The sequence below is a fragment of the Thermus tengchongensis genome (assembly GCF_021462405.1).
Classification (GTDB): Bacteria; Deinococcota; Deinococci; order Deinococcales; family Thermaceae; genus Thermus; species Thermus tengchongensis.
Window position 1 is genome coordinate 424 of record NZ_JAKEDU010000017.1, and the last position, 21,091, is coordinate 21,514.

Consider the following 21,091-nt stretch of genomic DNA (forward strand, 5'->3'; position numbering starts at 1 on the left):
CCCGCCGGTACACCGGCTTCAGCCCCATCCGGTGCTCATCGTAGGCAAATACCCTCACCCTTCGCCCCGCTGCCCGGGCCGCCGCCACCTCTTGGCGGAGTTTTTTTTGAACGCCTCCTGTGCCTCCCTCTCCGCCTTCCGGTGCACCGGGCGCGGCACCCTCAGGGCAAACCCCGCCTCGTGCAACAGGCGGTAGATGGGGTTCAAGGACAACCGCTTCCCCAAATGTTCCGCCACCCACCGCTGCAGCTTGGGCCCCGTCCACAGGCCGCCGTCGGGAGGGGGACCCTCTAGGGCCTGCAGCACCCTCAGGGTCTCCTCCGGGGTGAGCTTGGGCCGGGCTCCGGGGTTGGAGTGCCGCCCATCCTGCAAGGCTTCGGGGCCCAGGAGGTTGTACCGGCGCACGGTGGCGTGTACCCAACGGGGAGTCTGGAGGGTGATGCGGGCGATCTCCTTNGGCCCCGTCCACAGGCCGCCGTCGGGAGGGGGACCCTCTAGGGCCTGCAGCACCCTCAGGGTCTCCTCCGGGGTGAGCTTGGGCCGGGCTCCGGGGTTGGAGTGCCGCCCATCCTGCAAGGCTTCGGGGCCCAGGAGGTTGTACCGGCGCACGGTGGCGTGTACCCAACGGGGAGTCTGGAGGGTGATGCGGGCGATCTCCTTGGCGGAGAGGCCCTTGGCCGCGTGGTAGACGGCTTGGAAGCGGGTCTTTTCCACCGGGTCCTTGGCCTTTTTGTACCTCCGCTCCAGTTCCCTCAGGGTCAGGTGCCGGGCTACCTGGGGCATGGAAGAAGGATACTACAAAAAAGGGTATGAAGCTTTGGATTTTAATCCGAGGAGCCGTTTTGCTTGCTTCTCTTCCAAAGATAGGCCCGGGCTGGCCTGCCCGGTTGGCCGTACACCGGGAGGGCCTCCGCTCTCCCTTCCTGTACCAGCCGCTGCAGGTAGCGCCAAGCGCTCACCCGGGAAAGGCCCAGGCTTCGAGCCACTTCTTCGGCGGTGAGCGCTCCTTCGGCCGAGGCCAGGACGCTGACGATTCTCTCCAAGGTAATGGGGTCCACGCCTTTGCCTGTGCGGCGCCGTGCCAAGAGGCGGTCCAGATCCTCCTGTGAAACCTCCTCTTTCTGGGTCAAGGAGCGGAAGGCGCGGTAGCGGGCCAAGGCCTCCTGGAACCTTGACCGGGTGAAGGGTTTGATGAGGTAGTCCATGGCCCCGCCAAGGAGTGCTCGCTCCACGGTGGGGACGTCCTTGGCGGCAGTTATGATCACGGTGTAGATCCCCTCGAGTGCCGGCAATAGGTCAAGGCCGTGGCCGTCCGGGAGATAGAGGTCCAGGATCACCAAGTCCAAGGGTTCCTGTAGAGCCTCTAGGAACTCAAGAGCCTCCCACGCGCCCTGGACTACGGCCACCACCGCGAACCCCTCCGCTTCTAGGAAGGCCCTGTGAAGGGAGGCCACCCGGGGGTCATCTTCTACAATTAGGGCCCGGTTCATGACGCCCTCGGGATATGGGCATAGAAAACCGTAAATCCGCCCTCCTTATAGTAGCCCAGCCGCCCGCCATAGGCCTCCACTTGGGATCGAGCCAAGGCCAGGCCGTACCCGCGGTGGCTCCCCTTGGCGCTCACCCCAAGCGAGAAGAGGGAGTTCTCCAGGAATTGCGGTACCCCAGGCCCGTTGTCCCGGACCTCTACCCAAAGCCCGTTCATTTCACGGAAGGCCAGGAGCACGTGGGCTTCCGGCAAGCCCTGGACGGCCTCTAGGGCGTTTTCCAAAAGTTGCCCCAACACGAGGGTGAGGACCTCAGAAAGCGGCGCGTAGCTAGCGGGTAAGGAGCCTTCCACTTCCAACCGCACGCCCAGCTCGTGGGCTCGGCGCAGCTTGCCCAGAACCAAGGCCGCCACCATGGGAAGTTCCAGCCTGGAAAGGAGGTTCTCCAGATGGTTTTCCGCGGCCACCTCTCCCCGAACGAGCCGGAGGGCTTCCTCGGACTTCCCCAACTCCAGCAGCCCACCGATGACGTGAAGGAGGTTGCGAAACTCGTGGGCCTGCGCCCGAAGCAGGTCCAGGTGGCGACGGCTTTGGGTGAGGGATTCCGCCAGGCGTAGCAGCCGCCCCAGGTCCTGCACCACGACCACCTGATAGCGTCCCGCTTCCAGGATACGGACGCGGGCCGGTTTCCGGTTGGGTAAGGAGAGGTCCATCTCGCCCCGGCCCTTGCGGGCAATCTCCTTCAGCCCTGGCCAGACCCGAGCCAGAGGCAACGGCGGAAGGGCGCCCTCCGGGAGGTTCAAGAGTTGCAAGGCCCGCGCGTTGAAGCGCACCACGGCTTCGCCCTCGAGGACCAAGACGCCCTCGTCCAGGGCCTCCAGGGCCGCCCCCAGGATGTCCAGCGTCCGCCGAGCGCCGTCCAGGTCTAGACCCAGGCCTCGCCGGACCTCACCCCTTAGCCTCTGGAGGGCCCATAGACTCGTCCCTAGAACCATCGCGAGAGCGGGCCACCAGGAGGGGAGGAAAAGGGGGGCTGTGCGCTCCACCTCCAACGCTTCCCCGCCTAAGGGTACGGACGCCACGGCCCGCAGCCTTCCTCCCTGGAGGCCAAGGGTCTGGGCACCTTCTCCCATAAGGGGAAGGAAGCTCTCGGGCCTCCGGGTCCGCCGTACCCCCGGAAGGTCCCCGCCTCCTGGCTCCCGGAGGTGATCTGCGAGGGCTTGCGCCTCCTGCAAAAGCACCTGCCCCAAGTGGCGGTTGGCCTCTACGACCGCGTAGCCCCAAAGGAGGACAGCTAGCCCCACCATGGGGGGAAGCAACGCCCGGATCACAGGGGCATTATGGCCTCATTCGGGGAACGCCAGGGCCTCCTCCGGTTCAAACACCACCCGGACCCGCGGCCCGCTGAGGGGCTTAGGGGTAGAGAAGCGCACCAGAGCCTCCCCCACGCGAAGCCATTGCTCGTAGGCTGCGCCGAGGTAAAGGCTATGGGCAAGCTCCCCCTCTATGCCGTTGACCTCTCCATGCTCGGCTGGTCGCAGGGATTCGGGCCGGAGCACTAGTTTCGCCAACCGCCCGGGGGTTAAGGGGCCCATGGCCCGGGCGCGCACCGGGAACCCGGCCAGCTCCAGGCGGGCAAACCCTTCCTCGAGGCCAAGGACCACGGCCTCCAGCACGTTGGGGTTGCCCAAGAAGTCCGCCACGAAGAGGCTTTTGGGGTGGCGGTAGAGCTCTTCCGGGCTGCCCACTTGCTCCAGGCGGCCTTCGTGGAGAAGGGCGATGCGGTCGGCGATGGCCATGGCCTCCCCTTGGTCGTGGGTGACAAAGAGGGCCGCCTTCCCCGTGGCTTTGAGGGTTTCCCGCAACCACACCCGGGCCTGGTCTCGCAGCTTGGCGTCCAGGTTGGAAAGGGGTTCGTCCAAGAGCAAGAGGGCGGGCTCATAGGCCAGGGCCCGGGCTAGGGATACCCGTTGTTGCTGCCCCCCCGAAAGCTCCCCCGGATAGCGGCCCTCCAGGCCGGCGAGCCCTAGCCTATCCAAAAGGGAAAGCACCCGCTCCCGCACCCGCTCTTCTGGGAGCCGCCGCAGCCGGAGTCCGTAGGCCACATTCTCGAACACCGTGCGGTGCGGCCAGAGGGCATAGGACTGGAAGACCAAGCCCAGGTTGCGGCGCTCAGGGGGGAGGAATAGACCCCGTTGCCCGTCGAAGAAGGTCTGAGGACCCAGGGTGATCCTTCCGGCGGTGGGACGCACCAGACCCGCTACGGCACGCAACAAGGTGGTCTTGCCTGACCCTGAGGGGCCCAGCAGGGCGACCACCTCCCCAGGGGCCACGTTGAGGCTGACCCCCTTGAGGATCCTGTTCTCTCCCAGAGAAACTTCCAGGGCTTCCACCACCAGAGGTTGGGTGGCGGTATCGACCGGGCCTAAGGGTTCGAACTGGGTGTTTTGGCTTCGCATCGACGTCCCCCCTCGCTAAAGCCCCTGAGGTCGAACTCCCAGGCGGTTTGCCAGGACGAACACCGCGCTCACTATGACCACCTGCACCGTGGCCAAGGCGGCGATGATCTCCACGGCCCCGGTGCCCCACAGGGCCACGATCTGGGCCCCGAGCACCTCGGTGCCCGCGGTGAGCAGGTAGACGCCCGTGGAGTACTCGCGAACGAACTGGATGAAGAGCAGGAACCACGCGGCCAGGATCCCTCCTCGCAACAGGGGTAGTGTGCCTGTTAGAAAAGCCCGCACCGGGGTGGCCCCGGCCACCCGCCCCGCCTCCTCCATCTCTCGGCCCACCTGGAGGAGGGCTGCGGTCAGGAGGCGGACCCCATAGGGCATCCACACCACCGTATAGGCCAGGATGAGGCTAAGGAGGGTTCCGCGGATGGGGGATAGGGGTTTGACGAAAAGGAAGAGCCAGAGAAAGGCTAGGCCCATCACCAGTCCCGGTACCGCCCGCGGGATTCCCGAGAGGTAGTCAAGGATGCGCCCCCAGCCCTGGCCCCGCTGGATCCCGAGGGCGACGAGGAGGTAGAGGCCGAGGGCCAGGACGCCGCCGAACGCGCTCACCAACAGCGTGTTGGTCACCGCCCGGCTGAGGTTGGGCAATTTGAAAATTTCTCCGTAGTGGGCCAGGGTGAGGACCTCTCGCAGCTCCACTCCCGGTCCCCAGCTCACGACCAAGCTGCGGAAGACCACTCCAAGGACAGGCAAGACTACCGCCACCAGGAGGTAGAGGGCTAGAAGGGTTGCCCACACCCACCGAAGCCTTCCCAAGGAAAGCCGCTCCGTCCGGTATCCCCGCGTGCCGATGGCCACGTAACGGCCCTCCATTCTGCCCAGGAGGTAGCGTTGCAGGACAACCAAACTTAGGGCGATGATCACGATGGCCATGCTCACGGCCGCCATCAGGTGGTACGCGGAGGAGCCGGTGATGGCGGTAATGCGGTACAGGTAGGTGGTGACCACCATGATGCCCTTAGCGTCCCCCAGCACCAAGGGGAGGCCGAAGAGCTCAAAGCCCAGGAGCAACATGAGGATGGCGCTGTAAATCAGGGCGGGCCGCACTAAGGGTAGGGTAACGCTGACCGCCACCTGGAACGGTCGGGCCCCGGCTACGCGCGCTGCTTCCTCCAAGGAGGCGTCCACGTTCTGGATGGTGCTGGCCACGTAAAGGTACACGTAGGGCACGTGGGTGAGGCCGGCGATGATGGCGATGGCGGGGAGGGTGTAGATGGACCAGGGCACCTGGCCAAAGAGCCCTTCCACGAGGCTGGAAACGAAGCCAGCGGGACCGAAGGCCACGATGAAGCCGATACCCAGGATGATGGCCGAGATGAAGATGGGGGCCAGCAGAAGGAGTTCAAAGAGCCGGGCAAAGGGCAGGTCGGTCTTGACCACCAAGAAGGCAAAGAGGCTTCCTAAGGGTACGGCCACGCCCACCATGCCTAGGCCGATCAGGAAGGAGTTCTTGAGGGCCTCGAAAAAGTAGGGGTCCTGGAAGATGTACCGGTAGGCCTCGAGGGCCAGGCGCTTGGTGGGCGCGAAGAAGGGGGCGGTGAGCAGGCTCTGGTAGAGGAGGATGCCGATGGGGGAGAGGACCGCCAGGGCTACGGCCGCCGTGAGAAGCGCCGTGGCCTGAACTCTTGGAAAGGGACGGCCTCGAGGCCTCACCCTCTACCTCCCTACTGGCCGCGGATGGCCTGGCGCCAGAAGGTGAGGAAGCGCAGGCGCTCGGCGGGCTCCAAGTTCTTGAGGATTTCCTGGGATACAGGGAGGGGGAAAACCTTGTCCTTGCTCCCCACGGCGCGGTAGAGGGCTTGCGGCGTGGCCTCGCCCACAACGGTTTCCCTCCGGGCATGGATGAGGGCGGTGTAGGCCATTAGGTTCTGCCCCCGGAGGGAGAGGAGGTAGTCCAGAAAGAGCTTCGCGGCGTTGGGGTGGGCGGCCCGCTTGCTGATGAAGACCACCCGCTGGATGGCGATGGTGCCGTCCCTGAGGTAGGCGATGCCCAGGTCCTTCACGGTACGTTGCCGCAGAAGGGCGTAAGAGCCGAAGAAGCCATAGGCCAGGTAGTGCTCCCCGGAGATCACCTTTTCAAAGGCGGCCCCCGTGGAAGAGTAAAGGGCAGCTTGGGCCCGGCCGAAGGCCCTCGCGAGCTCCTGGAAGGCAGGGAAGCGGTCATAGTCCGCCTTCAAGAAGGTGAAGCCCACGGCGCTTCGCTCCGGATCCCAGGTGGCCACCCGGCCGCGCATTTTGGGGTCCTGCAGGAACCGGGCCAGACCCTCCCGGGTGGTGGGCACCTCCTCCGGTTTGAGGAAGCGCTTGTTGTAGACCACCACTGCGGGCTCGAGGGTAACCCCGTAGGCTAGGTTCCCGAGCCGAGCGTTGGCGGGCCAGTTCTTGGCCTCAGGGGAGTCGTAGGCCAGGGCGTACCCCTCGCTGGCCAACTTCACCTGGAGCTCCATGGCGCTGGACCAGAGGAGGTCGGCGCTACGCGCTCCGGCCGCCGTTTCGCTCACGAATCGGTCGTAGATTTGCTGCGTTCCAAGGTCGTTGTACTCCACTTGGATGAAGGGGTAGAGGCGGCGGAAGTCGTCTAGAAGCGCCTGTGCGCTGGCCTGGTCTGTGGAGGAGTAGATGATTAGGCGGCCCTCCTTCCGGGCCGCATCCACCACCGCCGGGTCCGAGGCGGGCAGGCTTTGTTGTGCCAAGGCTACCCCTGCTACAATGGCCCAAACCCATACCGCAGTCTTTCTCATGTTATCCCCCCTTTGGCTCCAAGGGCCAATATAGGGCCTGGGCCTTGCGGGGGCAAGGTTCCGTTCATTGCGTTCCCAAGTGTGCCCGGCAGCACAAGCGAGGCGGAGCAACCCCGGCCGCTTCCTCCCCTGCGAGCGGATCCAGGGTAGCCTCCGGCTACCCTGGCCCAGAGGGGCTGGCGGGGTGAGCCGATCCCTTCTAGCCAATGGCGGGAAAACGGCCCCTTCTGGTGTCAAGAGGGCCGCCGGCTAGGGCCGGTATGTCTGCCAAAGCAACTCCATGGTGGACAGACGGCTTTCCGGTATGAGATCGTAGGCCACGATGTTGTGGGCCCTAAGCAGGGTCTTCTCCCCGATGTCCAACACCGAAAGGCCGCAGGGATGCACCTCAAGGCCCAGTAGCCGCCTCTCCCCGGTGAGGGCGTAGGAAACCAGGGCCCGGATGACCCCACCGTGTACCACCAGGAGCAGGGTGTCCCAGGAACGGCTCAAGAGCCGCTCGTAAGCAGGGATGACCCGGTCAAAAAAGGCTTCGTAGGTTTCCCCGCCGAGAAAGCGCTCGGAGAGATCGCGCGGGTGGAAGGCCTCCTTGAAGGCCCTCTCCGGGTCGGGAAGGTCCCTTAGACGACCTGGGCGGATCTCCTTGAACTCGGGCCAAGCCTCCACGGGTATGGAGCGGCCCTTAAGGACGATCTCCGCTGTTTCCCTCGTGCGCGGCAAGCCGCTATGGACGGCAAGATCCAGGGGCACCCCCTTAAGCAATTGGGCCACGGCCTCCGCCTGCGCCCTTCCCCTTAGGGTGAGCCCCACCCCCTCGGGGGGAATCGGCTGGCCCTGGGGAAAGTAATCCACTTCCCCATGGCGGAGCAGCAGCAAGCGCCGCCTCATGGGTAGCGCTCCAGGTACCGGGGACTCGCCAGCAGGAGCTTCCGCCTCACATGGGCCTTCAGGAAGGCTTGGGTACCTGAGGGAGCCTCCCCGTCCCTGATCCTCTGAGCCAGGGCCCTGAGGAGATCCTCGCGGTCACCCGCCATACCCAGAAGATCCCTCAGCTCCCTGTGGTCCTCCTCCCTGAGGGCCGGCCCCAAGGCCACCTCCCTACGGGCGATGGCCAGGGCGTTGAGGGCCACTAGGGTTTGAAAGCGAAGCCGGGGATCCTGGATCCCTGGCAGGACCTCCCGCTCCAAGAACTCCCCTACGGCTTCAAGGATCTCGTCCAGGGTAGGCCTATCCACCGCTCTCCTCCAGCAAGGCAAGCACCTCGTACTCCATTTCCGCCGCCAACCGCCCCAGTATAGCCAGCTCCACGCTCCGCTCCACGCCGCTTAGGTGCCTGCGGGCCTGCTTTAAGGCCCCAAGCCCCCAGCGCACGTTGCCCAGCACCTCCCACCAGAAGAGCTCTTCCAGGCTTACGTCCCCTCCAGTCAAGGCGTTGTAGGCTTCCAGAAAGGACTCGACCTCCCCGATCCCGCCGAGCCGTTTGCCATCTTCCCCGAAGCGCCAGGCCCGCACCAGGGGCCAGGCCAGGTCCTCCCTTGGGTCTCCGATATGGGCGAACTCCCAGTCCAGAACGGCCACCAGCCCTTCCTGGTCCACCATGAGGTTGCCGATGCGGAAATCCCCGTGGACCAGCACCGGGGGCCGGGAACGGGGGGGATGTTCCCTTAGCCACCGCAAGGCCCACTCCAGGGCGGGGTGGGGTTCCCCCAGCCCGTCCAGATCCCTGTAGGCCAGGGACACCGCCGCCTGCCAGGGCTCGCCCGGCCCAGGCTCGGGAAGGAAGGCCACCTTGTCCAGGGGGATGCGGTGGATCCTGGCCAGCTCCGCCGCCATGGACTGGGGTAGACGGGCCCGGGCGGCGGCGAACTCGGGACGGCGCACCACCCGGGCGCCAATGGTCTCGCCCTCCAGCCTCTCCATGAGGAAGGCCTCCCGGCCCTCGAGGTCGGGGAGGTAAAGGAGAGGGCGGGGCACCTTGACGCCCTCAGCGTGGACCAGGGACAAGAGCCGGAACTCCGCCTCCAGGGAAAGCGTGCCTTCGTAGATGACCCCTCCCCCAGCCCGGCGCAGGAAGAGGGGGTGTACGCCATCCCCCGAGCGGTAGTCCAGGACCCAGGCCTCCTTCGAGGCCCCTCCCGGTACCCGGCGCAAGCCCTGGATCTCTCCAGGGCCATAGAGCTCGGCAAGGGCCTTCTCCAGTGCCTCCTTCATGGCCGCAAGGACTTGAACAGGGCCCTCTTGCCTATGGAGGCCCGGTGGACCTCGCTGGGTCCGTCGTAGATGCGGAAAGGGCGCACCTCCCGGTAGAAGATGGAGAGGGGGATGTCCTCGCTGATCCCCAGTCCCCCGGTGATCTGCACCGCCCGGTCCACGGCCCTCCCCACCGCCTCGGCCACGAACACCTTGGCCATGGAGGCCTCATGCCGGATCCGTTCCCCCCGGTCCAGCTTCCAGGCGGCGTGCCAGACCATGAGCCGGGCGGCGTGGAGCTCCATGTGGCTGTCCGCGATCATGAACTGCACCGCCTGGTGTTCCGCCAGCTTCTTGCCAAAGGAGTCCCGCACGAGGGCGTACTGCTGGGCCAGCTCCGTGGCCCGCACCCCTACTCCCAGCCAGCGCATGCAGTGGGTGAGGCGGGCGGGGTCCAACCTGAGCTCGGCGTACTCGAAGCCCTTTCCCACCTCGCCCAAGACGGCGTCCTCTCCCACCTCGCACCCCTCCAGGACCAGCTCCCCGTGGCCCCCCACGGTCCAGCGGTCCATGGTGGGAATGGTGCGCACCAGTTTAAGGCCGGGGTTCTCCCGGTCCACCAGGAACATGGTGGGTCCCTCCTCCGCCCTGGCCAAGACGATGAAAAAGGCCGCCCCCTCGGCCCCCGTGGTGAACCACTTGCGGCCCTCGAGGACGAAGGCCCGCCCCCGGCGCCTGGCCGTGGTCTTCAAGAGGGTGGGATCCGCCCCTGCCCCCATGGGCTCGGTCATGGCGAAGCCGCTGCGCACAGCCCCCTCCGCCAAGGGGTAGAGGTAGCGTTGCTTTTGCTCGGGGTTCGCCACCTTGTGGAGGAGGTGCATGTTGCCCTCATCGGGGGCCGAGGCGTTTAGGGCCCGGGGGCCCAGGAGGCTTCGCCCCGCCTCCTCCAAGACCACCGCCAGCTGCCGCCAGGAAAGGCCAAGCCCCCCCAGGTCCCGGGGCATGTGGGGGAGGAAGAGGCCCCGGCGCTTGGCCTCGGCCTGGAGTTCCTGAGCGATGGTTTCCAGCCGGTCAAGGTTCCGCGCCGCCTCCTCTTCCCGGGGAATGACCGCCTCCTCCAGGAAGGCCCTCACCCGTTCCCGCAGTGCCTCCGTCTCCCTGTCCAGGCCGAAGTCCATCCCGCACCTCCTTCGGGGCAAAGTGCTTGGTCAGGAAGCGGTGAAAGCGGCGGATCATGCGTTCCTGGCGCTCTATGCTGGCCAGCACCTCCCCCGTTTTGGCCCACATGGCTAGGAGCTCCTCTTCGGAAAGGGGAATCTCCTCCCGCCGCCAGCCTTCCCGGTACGTGCCGTCGGGGTGAAAGATCGCCTTCTTGAGGAGCATGATCTTGCGGATCTCCTCCAGGGTGAAACCCAGCTGGTTGAGATCCTGGATGTCCTGGATGAGGTAAAGGGCGAAGCTGGTGTAGAGCTTCCGTCCCCCGTGGGTCAGGGCCCCGGGCTCCAACAGGCCCAGCTGGGCGTAGTGCTGCAGGATGCGCCGGGACACCCCGGTTTCCCTGGCCAGGTCGCTCAGGGTGTAGAGGGAAGGCAGAGGTGCCTGGGTCACGCCCTCAGGATAACATACCCATGCGCACATCGTACATTCTTGTCCATACTTGACACCCCCTGTACAGGCGGGTATAGTTGTGCCAAAGCTGGGAGGAAAAGATGCAGCCCTACTGGGAGCCCCACGTGGAAACCCTATCCCGAAAGGAGCTAGAGGCCCTCCAGCTTGAGCGCCTGCGCCAGCAGCTGGCAAGGCTTTACCGGGAGAGCTCCTTTTACCGGGAAAAGTGGGCAGGGCTTGACCTGGAGGTCCGCCACCTCGAGGACCTCGCCCGCTTCCCGGTCATCACCAAGGCGGAGCTGAGGGCGGAGCAACAGGCTTTCCCTCCCCTCGGCCGCTACACCGCGGCGGAGGCGTCCGCCTGGAGGGAGTACCACCCCAGCAGCGGCACCACGGGCTACCCCGTGGGCACGGTCTGGACGCAAAGGGATGTGGAGAACATCACCCGGGTGACGGCCCGTATCCTCTACGGGTACGGTCTCCGGCCCGGCGACACCCTGCTCAACGGCTTCAGCTACGGCCTGTGGGTGGCCGGGCTTGCCGTGCACTATGCCGCCAAGGAACTGGGCCTCTTCGTCCTCCCGGTGGGGGCGGGGTACGCGGAGCGCCACCTGGAACTCATGGCACGCTTCCGCCCCAAGGCCCTCACCGCCACCCCTTCCTTTGGGCTTTACCTGGGCGAGGTGCTTCGGGAAAAGGGGGTGGAAAGCCCCTTGCATATAGGGGCCTTTGGCGGGGAGGCGGGAACGGAGAACCCCGCCACCCGCGCCCGGTTGCAGGAAACCCTGGGCCTTAAGGCCTACGACTTCTACGGGCTTGCAGAGATGGGGCCCACCTTCGCTGGGGAGTGCGAGGCACAAGAGGGGCTCCACTTCGCCGAGGACCACTACCTGGTGGAGGTGGTGGACCCGGAGACCCGGGAACCGGTTCCCGAGGGCGAGGTGGGGGTTTTGGTGCTCACCCACCTCACCCGGGAGGCCACCCCCCTGGTGCGTTACTACACCGGGGATCTGGCCCGCCTAACCAGGGAGCGCTGCACCTGTGGCCGCACCCACCTCCGGGCCCTGGGGGGGATCCTGGGCCGGGCCGACGACCTCGTGGTCTACCGGGGCGCGAAGTTTTACCCTTCCCAGGTGGAGGAGGTGGTCCGGGGCTTCCCCGAGCTTAGCAGCGAGTACCGCATCGAGGTGGCAGAGGAAAACGGAGTCGCCCGCGAAGTGGTGGTGGTAGCGGAACTGGCGCAGCCCGGCGAGGTACCGGGCTTGGAGGACGCCCTGCAAAGGCGGCTTAAGGAGGTCTTGGGCGTAACGCCCAAGGTCCGTTTGGAACGGCCCGGCGCCCTGGAACGGACCGCCTTCAAGGCCAAGCGGGTGGTGCGGCATGGCCGGGCGCTTTTCCTAGGGCGGTGGGGAGAGATTCTGCGCCGAGCTCTAAAGACCAGGTTGCGGAGGTTGTTCCCCGCTCCCCGTCAGTCCTTGGAGGAGGTGGATGTCCGAACTTAGGGGAAGGGGTCAGGAAAGGGGGCTTGACAGACTTTGACTATGCGCTCTATTATACGCTCTAGCCAAAGCATAGTTTGGCACTTCTTGGGGAGGGGCCAAGTGGGTGTTGCTCATAGCCTGAAGCGAGAAATCCACTACGGCCGCGAAGTGTTGGTTTATCCGGGAAGGCCAACGCGTTTGGAGCAAATTTTTGATGATACCGCAAGTCGCTTTTCTGACAAAGAAGCTTTGGTTGAACTAGGAGGTCCCCGATTGACTTATGCTGAGACACTAGAGCTTTCAAAAAGCATGGCTTCTTGGCTTCACCAGCGAGGGGTGCGACCTGGTGATAGAATTGCTTTGGCATTAGGTAACACAATTTGGTTTCCCCTTTGGGCCCTGGCTGGGCTTCGTGTAGGTGCGGTAATATTGCCTCTTAATCTCAGACTTTCTCAAGACGAAATTGCTTTTATCTTACAAGATAGTACACCAAAGTTGGTGGTGGTCGCAGAGGAGGCATCTCATCTTTTGCCTGTCTTAGGCGGCTATCCCAAAGTTGATGCGACAGAAGTTCCTAAAGTCTCTAAAGAGAAATTCAGATCTTGGGGAACTTTCTCCGAGGATGAGGCGGCTTTCTTGATCTACACCTCTGGAACCACTGGGCGGCCAAAAGGAGTTATTCTAACGCATTTCAACATTATTCACAGCCTTCTGCACTACCGTGAAGTTTTCGGTACCAGATCTGAGGAGAAAACTTTAATTGCTGTTCCCCTCTTCCATGTAACAGGGCTGATTGGTCAGTTGTGGCATATGTTTCTTTTGGGGGGTACGAGCGTTCTTTTGTCTCGTTATCAAACAGACATCTTTTTGGAGGCGATGGAAAGAGAAGAGATCAGTTTTACCTTTGCTGTTCCTACCATCTATGCGTTTCTCTTGACCAAGGGACTCGCAAATCGTTCCTTATCTTCTTGGCGTCTTGCTGCTTATGGGGGAGCTCCTATGCCCTTGGCGATTTTGCGGGAACTACAGGAGACTTTTCCTAAGCTAGATTTGCGTAATGCCTATGGGGCCACGGAGACAGCAAGTCCAGCTACCCTAATGCCGGTTTCTTTTACGGGTAGGAAGCCCTTATCCGTGGGCAGGCCTGTGCCTGCGGGGGAGATCCGTATAGCTGATCCTGGGCCTGATGGTGTAGGCGAGATCTTGATTAAAGGACCCATGGTAACCCCTGGGTATTACCAAAGGCTCGAGGAAAACCGGAGGTCCTTTACTGAGGAGGGATACTGGCGTTCGGGGGACCTGGGCTATCTGGATCCGGAGGGTTTCCTTTTTGTGGTGGACCGCCTAAAGGAGATGATAAACCGGGCAGGGGAGAAAATTTATAGCCAAGAAGTAGAGAACGTTCTTTACCAGCATCCGGGCGTGCTCGAGGTAGCCGTGGTAGGTATTCCGGACCAAGTCTATGGAGAACGGATCAAAGCCGTGGTGGTTCCTCGTCCAGGCTATGTGCTAACGCCTGATGAACTCCTTCGCTTTGCAGCCGAGCGTTTAGCCTCCTTTAAAGTCCCTGAAGTGGTTGAGTTTAGGGAAGCTTTACCTAGAAACGCTGGAGGGAAAGTCTTAAAGAGCCTCCTACGGGTGGAGGCAAAATAAGGAGGTGAGTGTGGTGAAAGGGCTATGGGCGTTGGTGCTTGTGTTCTTCGGGGTGGTGGCTTGGTCTCAAAGACCCGCAGAGATTAGGGTGGGTATCGTAACCTTTCTCTCTGGTCCTGCTTCTGTATTTGGAATACCTGCTAGAAACGCAGCGGACCTCCTTATAGATCAGTGGAACCGCCAAGGGGGAATTGCTGGAGTTAGGATCCGTCCTATCGTAATTGATGAAGCAGGCGGCGCGGAAAGACAAGTGGCGGAATTTCGTAGGCTAGCTTTGGATGAGCGTGTGGACCTGGTGATCGGTTATATCTCCAGCGCAGACTGCTTAGCTGTAGCTCCAGTAGCTGAAGAGCTTCGCATGCCCACTATCCTTTTTGATTGCGGTACACCCCAGGTATTCGAGGAACGAAGATACACCTACGTTTTCCGCACCGCAGCCCACGCGGCTTTAGACAACGTGGCCGCCGCACTCTACATCCTCAAAACCAACCCGAATGTGCGTACTATTGCCGGCATCAACCAAGACTACGCTTGGGGTCGGGATGCCTGGGAACTCTTCAAGGGCGCAATGCAGGCCCTCAAGCCTGACGTGCGGGTGGTGGGCGAGTTTTGGCCCAGGCTCTACGCAGGGGAGTATTCTACGGAAATTTCTCGTTTACTCTCCTTACGCCCAGACATTATCCATAGCAGCTTCTGGGGGGGTGATTTGATCAGTTTCGTCCGCCAAGGGTTGGGCCGAGGGCTTTTCGGTCGTAGTCGAGTGGTTCTGGTGGCCGGCGAACATATGCTCCAAGAGCTTGGGCGCACCTTACCGAACGGGGTTATCGTGGGTGCCCGAGGAGATCACTGGTTCCTACATCCTACCTCTAGGGATGACCCTGAGCATCGAGCTTTTGTAGAAGAGTACCGTCGCCGCTTTAACCGGTACCCCGTTTATCCCTCCTACCACATGGCCCAGGCTCTTCTCGCCATGCGGGCTGGGTACGAACGGGCCTTGAGGGCCACGGGGGGGCGTTGGCCCACTAAGGAAGAATTTGTCCAGGCTTTAGTGGGCCTGGAAATTAAAACGTTCACAGGCAAAATCCGAATTCGTGAGGATCACCAAGCCATAGAGGATGCCCTTTTTGGCCAGACTGTCCAAACTCCCCAGTATCCTTTCGCCATCTTGGAGCGAATGATCTTATTCCCTGCTTCCATGGTAAATCCCCCGGTAGGAGTTAGGTCCGTAGACTGGGTGCGGACTCTTAGGCCAGAGCTTTTGCGCCAGGTGCCTGATCCGCGATGAGTGGCCTGCTGTTTTTAGCACTACTAGATGGCTTGGTCTACGGTAGCCTCCTTTTCCTGGTAGCCGTGGGCCTAACCATGGTCTATGGGGTTTTGCGAATCCTTAACATTGCCCATGGGAGCTTCTACGCCTTGGGCGCCTATGTGGGGGTGGTCTTAGGACTTTTCGTTACCCAAACACTGGGTAACCCCTGGCTAAGCTATCCTGCTCTCCTACTGGCCGCCGTCTTGGTTGGGGGGGTTCTCGGGCCTTTAGTAGAGCGCTTTGTCCTGCGTTGGGCCTATGCTCGGCCCGAGGTCCTCCAACTCCTCATCACCTTTTCCCTCTTCCTGATTCTGGAGGATGTACAGAAGCTAGTTTTCGGTGTGCAGCCTTACTTTCTGGACGCCCCCTTTCAACTTTTGGGCTCTGCGGAACTTGGAGGGGTGCCCTATGCCCGCTACCAGCTTGTTCTAGTCTTGGTGGCCCTGGGAGTTCTCCTGGGGCTCAGGTTCCTCCTGCGGGGCACGCCCCTGGGCAAGATTCTGGTGGCGGTGGTGGCTGACCGGGAGATGGCCCAGGCCCTGGGGGTCAACGCAGGGCGGGTGTACCTTCTAGCTTTTAGCCTCGGCGTAGGCCTGGCGGCCCTGGGGGGTGCCCTGGCTTCCCCCACGGTCACCATTGCCCCGGGTTTGGGGGCAGAGGTCATCGTCTTGTCCTTCGCTGTGGTAGCTGTGGGGGGACTAGGTCAGATTGAGGGTGCAGCTATAGGGGCATTGCTCATCGGCCTGGGGCGCTCTTTGGCCGTTTACCTCGTTCCTGAGCTAGATGTGGTGGTGCCTTATCTGGTCATGGTCCTCGTCCTTCTTGTCCGGCCGGTGGGGCTTCTGGGCACCGTGGAGGTGCGGCGGATATGAGGCAGGGGTCCCTTCTTCTGCTTCTGATCGCTACCGTCCTCGCATTGCTCCCTCTCTTCTTTCCCTGGCTGGGATTTGTCTTTACCCTGGCCCTGGCCAAGGGACTCGCCGCCCTGGGCATTGCCCTTCTGCTCCGGGGGGGGTTAGTTTCCTTCGGGCACGGCCTGTACTTCGGGGCAGGAGCCTATGCTGTGGCCTTTACCCTTAGGTGGCTTCCCCTGGATACCGTCTGGCTTCTCCTGCTTGCAGTACTGACCGGCTTAGCCCTAGGCCTGCTGGCAGGGCTCTTTCTTAGCCGCTATCGGGGCATTTTCTTCGCCATGCTGAACCTAGCCTTTTCCATGGTCTTCTACGCCCTCTTAGCCAAGTTCTACCACGTTACTGGGGGCACGGACGGAATCCGGGTGCCTACCCCCACCCTGCTTGGTCTCACTCTGGATCGCACCCTGTTTGGCGAAGCTCTCTTTTACCTGGCGCTCCTTCTTACCCTCCTCCTAGGATGGGGCCTGACGCGGTTTCTTCGGACGCCGGTGGGTGAGGCCCTGGCTGCTCTTCGGACCAACGAGGTCCGCTTGGAATACTTGGGAATACCTGTAAGGCGGGTGATTCTCCTGGTTTACGTGATCTCCGCCGGGCTCGCTAGCCTCGGGGGCGGCCTGGCCGGGGTCGCCGTGGGCCACGTTGTACCGGAGCTGGCCTTTTGGGTAACCTCGGGGGAGTTCGTTTACATCGCCATCCTGGGGGGTATAGGCGGTGTGCCAGGGCCTTTCTTGGGTGCTTTAGCCTACGAGCTCATCCGTACCTTTGCCTTTAAGTACCTCGCCTTCACCTGGCAACTTCTCCTGGGGGCAACCATGCTTCTTGTCATCTTCTTCCTACCTGGAGGGCTTTGGACCCTTCTGGGGGAAAGGAGGTTACGTGGAAGGCGCGCCACCGCTCCTTGAGGCCCTGGACCTCCACATTCGCTTTGGCGGCGTAGTAGCTGCCGCGGGGATTAGTCTCCAGGTTTATCCCGGAGAGCTTCTGGCCATCATCGGCCCGAACGGAGCGGGCAAGACCACTTTCCTCAACCTATGCACTGGTTACCTCAGGCCCGAACGGGGACGGGTCCTCCTGGAAGGGAAAGAGATCACCGGGCTCCCTCCGAGGGCTATCGCTCGGATGGGGGTGGCTCGGGCCTTCCAGATTCCCCAGCTCTTCACGGAGCACACTGTGGAGGAGAACCTCCTTCTGGCCTTAGCTGCTCGGAAAGGATTCTGGAAATGGAGCTATCTTCGGGATGACTCCCGTCGCCAACGGGCCCGAGACCTACTCGCTCTTTTGGGATTGGAAAATCTGATCTCAGTTCCGGTTGCCGAGGCTCCTGAAGGGGTGCGAAAGCTTCTGGATGTGGCCATGGCTTTAGCCTTGGAGCCAAAACTCCTTCTTCTAGATGAACCCACCAGCGGAGTTTCCAGCGAGGAGAAGTTCCGGGTGATGGATACCCTAGTCCGGGCTTTGAAGACCCAAGGAGTGACCACGGTTTTCGTGGAGCACGACATGGAGGTGGTACGGCGCTATGCGGACCGAGTAGCGGTTTGGGCTGAAGGCCGTATTCTAGCGGAAGGCAAACCCCAAGAGGTCTTAGCCAACCCCAAAGTTCTGGCCAGTGTGGTGGGGGTAGAGGAATGATCCTCCAGCTACGAGAGGTTCGGGTGACCCTCCAGGGGTTTGAGATTCTCCGGGGCGTGAACCTTCATATAGGGCCTGGGGAAGCAGTAGCCCTCTGGGGGAGGAATGGAGCAGGGAAGACGACCACCTTAAGGGCGATTATGGGGCTTGTGGCCCTGAAGGCGGGGCAGATCCTTTTGGATGGCGCACATTTGGAAAACATTCCTACCCATAGCCGCGCTGCCTTGGGTCTAGGCTATGCTCCAGAGGACCGCAGGCTTATCGGGCATCTCACTGTGGAGGACAACCTACTCCTGCCTGCCTGGGCTCTGCGGCTTTCCTCAGGGGAGGCACGGAGGCGGCTGGAGGAGGTGTATGCGCTTCTCCCAGAGCTTCAGCGCCTGAAGGGTCGCTTGGCCGCTGCTCTTTCCGGGGGGGAAGGCAAGATGGTAGCCTTAGGCCGAGCCCTTATGGTGGGTACGCGAGTAGTGCTGTTGGATGAACCTTTCCAGGGTTTGGCTCCAGCCCTAGCCCAGCGCTACGCAGAAACCCTGGTTCGAGTGCGTCAGGAAAAACGGGAAGTGGCCTTTTTGGTAACCGAGTCTAACCCCAAACTCGTTAAGGGACTTGCCGACAGGTCTTACCACATAGAACGGGGATTTGTGGAGGAGGTGAATGAAGACCGAAGCCGCAGTCCTTTTTGAGATGGGCAAGCCGAGGCCTTACGTGGAGTCCAAGCCCCTCCAGGTCCTAGAGGTGGACCTAGAGGAGCCAGGGCCGGGGGAGGTCCTGGTGGAGGTGAAGGCGGCAGGGCTCTGCCACTCCGACCTCTCAGCCATCGACGGCACCCGCCCCTGGCCCCTTCCCCTGGTCCTGGGCCACGAGGCCGCCGGGGTGGTACGGGCCTTGGGTCCAGGGGTACGGGGCTTGGCGGAGGGGGACCATGTGGTCTTTTCCTTCGTGCCCATGTGCGGCACCTGCCGCTTTTGTGCCCAGGGAAGACCCCACCTCTGCGAGCGGGGAGTCCAGGCCAACCGGGAGGGGAGGCTCCTCACCGGCGCCCGCCGCTTCTCCTTGGAAGGCAAACCTCTCCACCACCATCTTGGGGTGGCGGGCTTTAGCCGGTACACCGTGGCCGCCCAGGAATCCTTGGTCCCTATTCCCCGGGACATTCCCCTGGAGATCGCTGCTCTCTTCGGCTGTGCCGTGGTTACCGGGGTGGGGGCAGTGGTGAACACCGCCCGAGTAGAGGAAGGGGCCAGCGTGGCCATCTTTGGCCTGGGGGGCGTGGGCCTGGCGGCGGTGATGGGGGCGGTCCTGGCCGGGGCCTACCCCATCGTGGCCGTGGACCTCCTGCCCCACAAGCTGGAGCTGGCCCGCTCCCTAGGGGCGACCCACGTCCTGGACGCTCGGGAGGGGGACGCAGCGGAGGCGGTGCGGGAGCTCACGGAGGGCGGGGTGGACTACGCTTTTGAGACCGCTGGCTCGGTGGAGGCCATGCTCCTGGCCTACCGGGCCACGCGGCGGGGCGGGGTGACGGTGACCGTAGGTCTGCCTCATCCCGAGCGGGCCCTGAGCCTGCAAGCGGTGAGCCTGACCGCGGAGGAGAGGACCCTGAAGGGGAGCTACATGGGCTCCTCCAACCCCCGGCGTGACCTGCCCCGGTTTTTGGCCCTTTACCGGGCAGGGAGGTTGCCGGTGGACCGGCTCCTCTCCCGCACCCTGAGGCTTGAAGAGATCAACGAGGGCTTTGAGCGCCTGGCCCAAGGAGAGGTGGTGCGCCAAGTGGTGGTGCCGTAAGGGGGCTCCCTCCGGGATCCCGCGGCCAGCGATAACCTGAGGCAGGAGGGTGGCATGCTCGAGAGCCTGGAGTTTCCCAAGGAAGCCCTGATCGAAGGCCAATGGCGCGTCCTTCCCCGCCGCTTCCCCGTGGTCGCCCCGGCCACGGGGAAGGTGGTGGCCGAGGTGGCGGACTGCGGCCCGGAGGAGGCGGTGGAGGCCCTCGAGGCGGCGGTGGTTGCGCAGCGGTCCTGGTCTCGGGCCACCGCTTACGAGCGGGCGGCGGTGCTTCGGCGCTGGCACGACCTCATCCTGGCCCACGAGGAGCCTCTGGCCCGGCTCATGGCCCTGGAGATGGGCAAGCCCCTGAAGGAGGCCCGCGGGGAGGTGCGCTATGCGGCGGGGTTTGTGGAATGGTACGCGGAGGAGGCCAAGCGGATCTACGGCGAAACCCTCCCCTCCCAGTTCCCCCACAAGCGCATCCTGGTGCGCTACGAACCCGTGGGCCCGGTCTACGGGATCACCCCCTGGAACTTCCCCGCGGCCATGGTGACCCGCAAGGTGGCCCCCGCCCTGGCCGCGGGCAACAGCTTTGTCCTCAAGCCCGCGGAGGAAAGCCCCCTCACCGCCCTTTACCTGGCCCGGCTCTTCCTGGAGGCGGGAGGCCCCCCAGGGGTCTTCCAGGTCCTGCCCACCTCCGACCCCGAGGTCCTTTCCCGGCCCTTCCTGGAGGACGAGCGGGTGCGCAAGCTGACCTTCACCGGGAGCACCCCCGTGGGGCTCAAGCTCTACGGGGAGGCGGCCAAGACCCTGAAGCGGGTCTCCCTGGAGCTCGGGGGCGGGGCCCCGGTCTTGGTCTTCCAGGACGCAGACCTGGAGCGGGCGGTGGCGGAAACCCTCAGGGCCAAGTTCCGCAACATTGGCCAGTCCTGCGTGGCCGCCAATGTGATCCTGGTGGAGGAACCCGTGGCGGAGGCCTTTGCCGAGGCCTACGCCCGGGCGGTGCGGGCCCTTCGGGTAGGGGACCCTCTCCTAGAGGAAACGGACATTGGCCCCCTGGTGAACCGGGCGGCCCTGGAGAAGGTGGAGGGGCACGTGCGGGACGCCCTGGACCGGGGGGCCAGCCTGGTGGTGGGAGGCGAGGCCAAGGGACTCTTTTTCGCCCCCACGGTCCTCCTTGGGGTGAAGCCGGAAAGCCGGATCTTCCAGGAGGAAACCTTCGGCCCCGTGGCCCCCATCGCCACCTTCCAGGACGAGGAGGAGGCCCTCGCCCGGGCCAACGCCCTGCCTTCGGGCCTGGCGGCCTACGTCTTCACCCAAAACCTTTCCCGGGCCTTCCGCGTGGCCGAGGCCCTGGAGTACGGAATCGTGGGGGTGAACGACGGGGTGCCCTCCACCCCCCAGGCACCCTTCGGGGGGGTGAAGCGCTCGGGGCTGGGCCGGGAGGGGGGCCGTTGGGGTCTGGAGGAATATCTAGAGGTGAAGTACATCTCCTTAGGGCTTTGAGCCCCTGCCGGTGGGGCTGGCCTAGTCAATCGCCTTATATTCCACATTCCGCACTCCTCTCACTCCAGGAGGTAATATCGCTCCACCCCCAAGAGGCGCACCACCCGCTCGTGATGGGGCTTGAGTTTAGCACCGCCAGCCGCCCTTCCAGGACCACCAGACGCAACCAGGTCACGGGCGTAGCCCGTATCTCGCAGAAGAGCGGGAACACCCACCGCAAGGTGGGCCTCGCCGTGGGCTTCCCCTTCTGGTCCGGCACCCCCTCCTCCTCAAGCCTCCGCCGCAGCTCCCACTCCCCC

Annotated in this window: 20 protein-coding genes and 1 pseudogene; 9 read left to right on the top strand and 12 right to left on the bottom strand. The window is 63.5% G+C overall.

Features of this window, described 5'->3' with window-relative positions; translation table 11 throughout:
- Positions 1-54 precede the first annotated feature (54 nt).
- From L1087_RS12315 to L1087_RS12365, 11 genes are all read right to left on the bottom strand, one after another.
- Positions 55-783, bottom strand: a complete 729-nt coding sequence (locus tag L1087_RS12315) for a helix-turn-helix domain-containing protein (protein ID WP_234559194.1) — start codon at positions 781-783, stop codon at positions 55-57.
- A gap of 41 nt (positions 784-824) precedes the next feature.
- A complete protein-coding gene (locus L1087_RS12320) occupies positions 825-1,490 on the bottom strand; it encodes a response regulator (protein ID WP_234559195.1) in 666 nt (221 codons plus the stop codon).
- Complete coding sequence (locus L1087_RS13340) at positions 1,487-2,818, bottom strand: sensor histidine kinase (protein WP_234559196.1); 1,332 nt, start codon at positions 2,816-2,818, stop codon at positions 1,487-1,489. The genes L1087_RS12320 and L1087_RS13340 overlap by 4 nt, the downstream gene beginning before the upstream one ends.
- 15 nt (positions 2,819-2,833) lie before the next feature.
- Positions 2,834-3,880 carry an ABC transporter ATP-binding protein gene (locus L1087_RS12330; RefSeq protein ID WP_234559198.1) on the bottom strand — a complete coding sequence of 349 codons (1,047 nt, stop codon included), beginning with the start codon at positions 3,878-3,880 and terminating at the stop codon, positions 2,834-2,836.
- An 81-nt stretch (positions 3,881-3,961) separates the two neighbouring features.
- Entirely contained in the window at positions 3,962-5,656 is a 1,695-nt protein-coding gene (locus tag L1087_RS12335; RefSeq protein ID WP_234559201.1) for an ABC transporter permease, read from the bottom strand.
- An 11-nt stretch (positions 5,657-5,667) separates the two neighbouring features.
- A complete protein-coding gene (locus L1087_RS12340; RefSeq protein ID WP_234559202.1) occupies positions 5,668-6,744 on the bottom strand; it encodes an ABC transporter substrate-binding protein in 1,077 nt (358 codons plus the stop codon).
- A 249-nt stretch (positions 6,745-6,993) separates the two neighbouring features.
- Entirely contained in the window at positions 6,994-7,632 is a 639-nt protein-coding gene (locus L1087_RS12345) for a histidine phosphatase family protein (protein ID WP_234559203.1), read from the bottom strand.
- Positions 7,629-7,979, bottom strand: a complete 351-nt coding sequence (locus tag L1087_RS12350) for a DUF6285 domain-containing protein (protein ID WP_038045281.1) — start codon at positions 7,977-7,979, stop codon at positions 7,629-7,631. Before L1087_RS12350 ends, L1087_RS12345 begins: the two co-directional genes overlap by 4 nt.
- On the bottom strand, positions 7,972-8,955 hold the full coding sequence (locus L1087_RS12355) for a phosphotransferase family protein (protein WP_038044046.1): 984 nt from the start codon (positions 8,953-8,955) through the stop codon (positions 7,972-7,974). The genes L1087_RS12350 and L1087_RS12355 overlap by 8 nt, the downstream gene beginning before the upstream one ends.
- Positions 8,952-10,112 carry an acyl-CoA dehydrogenase family protein gene (locus L1087_RS12360; protein ID WP_135260920.1) on the bottom strand — a complete coding sequence of 387 codons (1,161 nt, stop codon included), beginning with the start codon at positions 10,110-10,112 and terminating at the stop codon, positions 8,952-8,954. Before L1087_RS12360 ends, L1087_RS12355 begins: the two co-directional genes overlap by 4 nt.
- Positions 10,006-10,542, bottom strand: coding sequence for a MerR family transcriptional regulator (locus L1087_RS12365; protein ID WP_135260921.1), 537 nt, complete (start codon positions 10,540-10,542; stop codon positions 10,006-10,008). Before L1087_RS12365 ends, L1087_RS12360 begins: the two co-directional genes overlap by 107 nt.
- 101 nt (positions 10,543-10,643) lie before the next feature.
- Here L1087_RS12365 and L1087_RS12370 point away from each other — a divergent pair, with 101 nt between their 5' ends.
- From L1087_RS12370 to L1087_RS12410, 9 genes are all read left to right on the top strand, one after another.
- Complete coding sequence (locus tag L1087_RS12370; RefSeq protein WP_234559204.1) at positions 10,644-12,044, top strand: phenylacetate--CoA ligase family protein; 1,401 nt, start codon at positions 10,644-10,646, stop codon at positions 12,042-12,044.
- Between the two features lie 99 nt (positions 12,045-12,143).
- Positions 12,144-13,676, top strand: a complete 1,533-nt coding sequence (locus L1087_RS12375) for a class I adenylate-forming enzyme family protein (RefSeq protein WP_234559205.1) — start codon at positions 12,144-12,146, stop codon at positions 13,674-13,676.
- An 88-nt stretch (positions 13,677-13,764) separates the two neighbouring features.
- Complete coding sequence (locus tag L1087_RS12380) at positions 13,765-14,961, top strand: ABC transporter substrate-binding protein (protein ID WP_234559210.1); 1,197 nt, start codon at positions 13,765-13,767, stop codon at positions 14,959-14,961.
- Positions 14,958-15,857 (top strand): branched-chain amino acid ABC transporter permease, encoded by a 900-nt coding sequence (locus L1087_RS12385; RefSeq protein WP_038044052.1) that lies wholly within the window; start codon positions 14,958-14,960, stop codon positions 15,855-15,857. Before L1087_RS12380 ends, L1087_RS12385 begins: the two co-directional genes overlap by 4 nt.
- Positions 15,854-16,801, top strand: a complete 948-nt coding sequence (locus L1087_RS12390; RefSeq protein ID WP_038044053.1) for a branched-chain amino acid ABC transporter permease — start codon at positions 15,854-15,856, stop codon at positions 16,799-16,801. Before L1087_RS12385 ends, L1087_RS12390 begins: the two co-directional genes overlap by 4 nt.
- Positions 16,776-17,528 carry an ABC transporter ATP-binding protein gene (locus L1087_RS12395; protein ID WP_234559206.1) on the top strand — a complete coding sequence of 251 codons (753 nt, stop codon included), beginning with the start codon at positions 16,776-16,778 and terminating at the stop codon, positions 17,526-17,528. The genes L1087_RS12390 and L1087_RS12395 overlap by 26 nt, the downstream gene beginning before the upstream one ends.
- A complete protein-coding gene (locus tag L1087_RS12400) occupies positions 17,525-18,211 on the top strand; it encodes an ABC transporter ATP-binding protein (protein ID WP_201769469.1) in 687 nt (228 codons plus the stop codon). The genes L1087_RS12395 and L1087_RS12400 overlap by 4 nt, the downstream gene beginning before the upstream one ends.
- Positions 18,183-19,307 carry a zinc-dependent alcohol dehydrogenase family protein gene (locus L1087_RS12405; protein ID WP_234559207.1) on the top strand — a complete coding sequence of 375 codons (1,125 nt, stop codon included), beginning with the start codon at positions 18,183-18,185 and terminating at the stop codon, positions 19,305-19,307. Before L1087_RS12400 ends, L1087_RS12405 begins: the two co-directional genes overlap by 29 nt.
- A gap of 54 nt (positions 19,308-19,361) precedes the next feature.
- Positions 19,362-20,792 (top strand): NAD-dependent succinate-semialdehyde dehydrogenase, encoded by a 1,431-nt coding sequence (locus L1087_RS12410; RefSeq protein WP_234559208.1) that lies wholly within the window; start codon positions 19,362-19,364, stop codon positions 20,790-20,792.
- Between the two features lie 59 nt (positions 20,793-20,851).
- Here L1087_RS12410 and L1087_RS12415 read toward each other — a convergent pair.
- Positions 20,852-21,091 (bottom strand): annotated as a pseudogene (locus tag L1087_RS12415) (IS1634 family transposase); the annotation flags it as partial.

Bases quoted from the DNA above. Each gene is read 5' to 3' on its own strand.
- L1087_RS12320 (WP_234559195.1), bottom strand. From the start codon at position 1,490: ATGAACCGGGCCCTAATTGTAGAAGATGACCCCCGGGTGGCCTCCCTT.
- L1087_RS12340 (WP_234559202.1), bottom strand. From the start codon at position 6,744: ATGAGAAAGACTGCGGTATGGGTTTGGGCCATTGTAGCAGGGGTAGCC.
- L1087_RS12345 (WP_234559203.1), bottom strand. From the start codon at position 7,632: ATGAGGCGGCGCTTGCTGCTGCTCCGCCATGGGGAAGTGGATTACTTT.
- L1087_RS12355 (WP_038044046.1), bottom strand. From the start codon at position 8,955: ATGAAGGAGGCACTGGAGAAGGCCCTTGCCGAGCTCTATGGCCCTGGA.
- L1087_RS12360 (WP_135260920.1), bottom strand. From the start codon at position 10,112: ATGGACTTCGGCCTGGACAGGGAGACGGAGGCACTGCGGGAACGGGTG.
- L1087_RS12370 (WP_234559204.1), top strand. From the start codon at position 10,644: ATGCAGCCCTACTGGGAGCCCCACGTGGAAACCCTATCCCGAAAGGAG.
- L1087_RS12385 (WP_038044052.1), top strand. From the start codon at position 14,958: ATGAGTGGCCTGCTGTTTTTAGCACTACTAGATGGCTTGGTCTACGGT.
- L1087_RS12390 (WP_038044053.1), top strand. From the start codon at position 15,854: ATGAGGCAGGGGTCCCTTCTTCTGCTTCTGATCGCTACCGTCCTCGCA.
- L1087_RS12400 (WP_201769469.1), top strand. From the start codon at position 17,525: ATGATCCTCCAGCTACGAGAGGTTCGGGTGACCCTCCAGGGGTTTGAG.
- L1087_RS12405 (WP_234559207.1), top strand. From the start codon at position 18,183: ATGAAGACCGAAGCCGCAGTCCTTTTTGAGATGGGCAAGCCGAGGCCT.
- L1087_RS12410 (WP_234559208.1), top strand. From the start codon at position 19,362: ATGCTCGAGAGCCTGGAGTTTCCCAAGGAAGCCCTGATCGAAGGCCAA.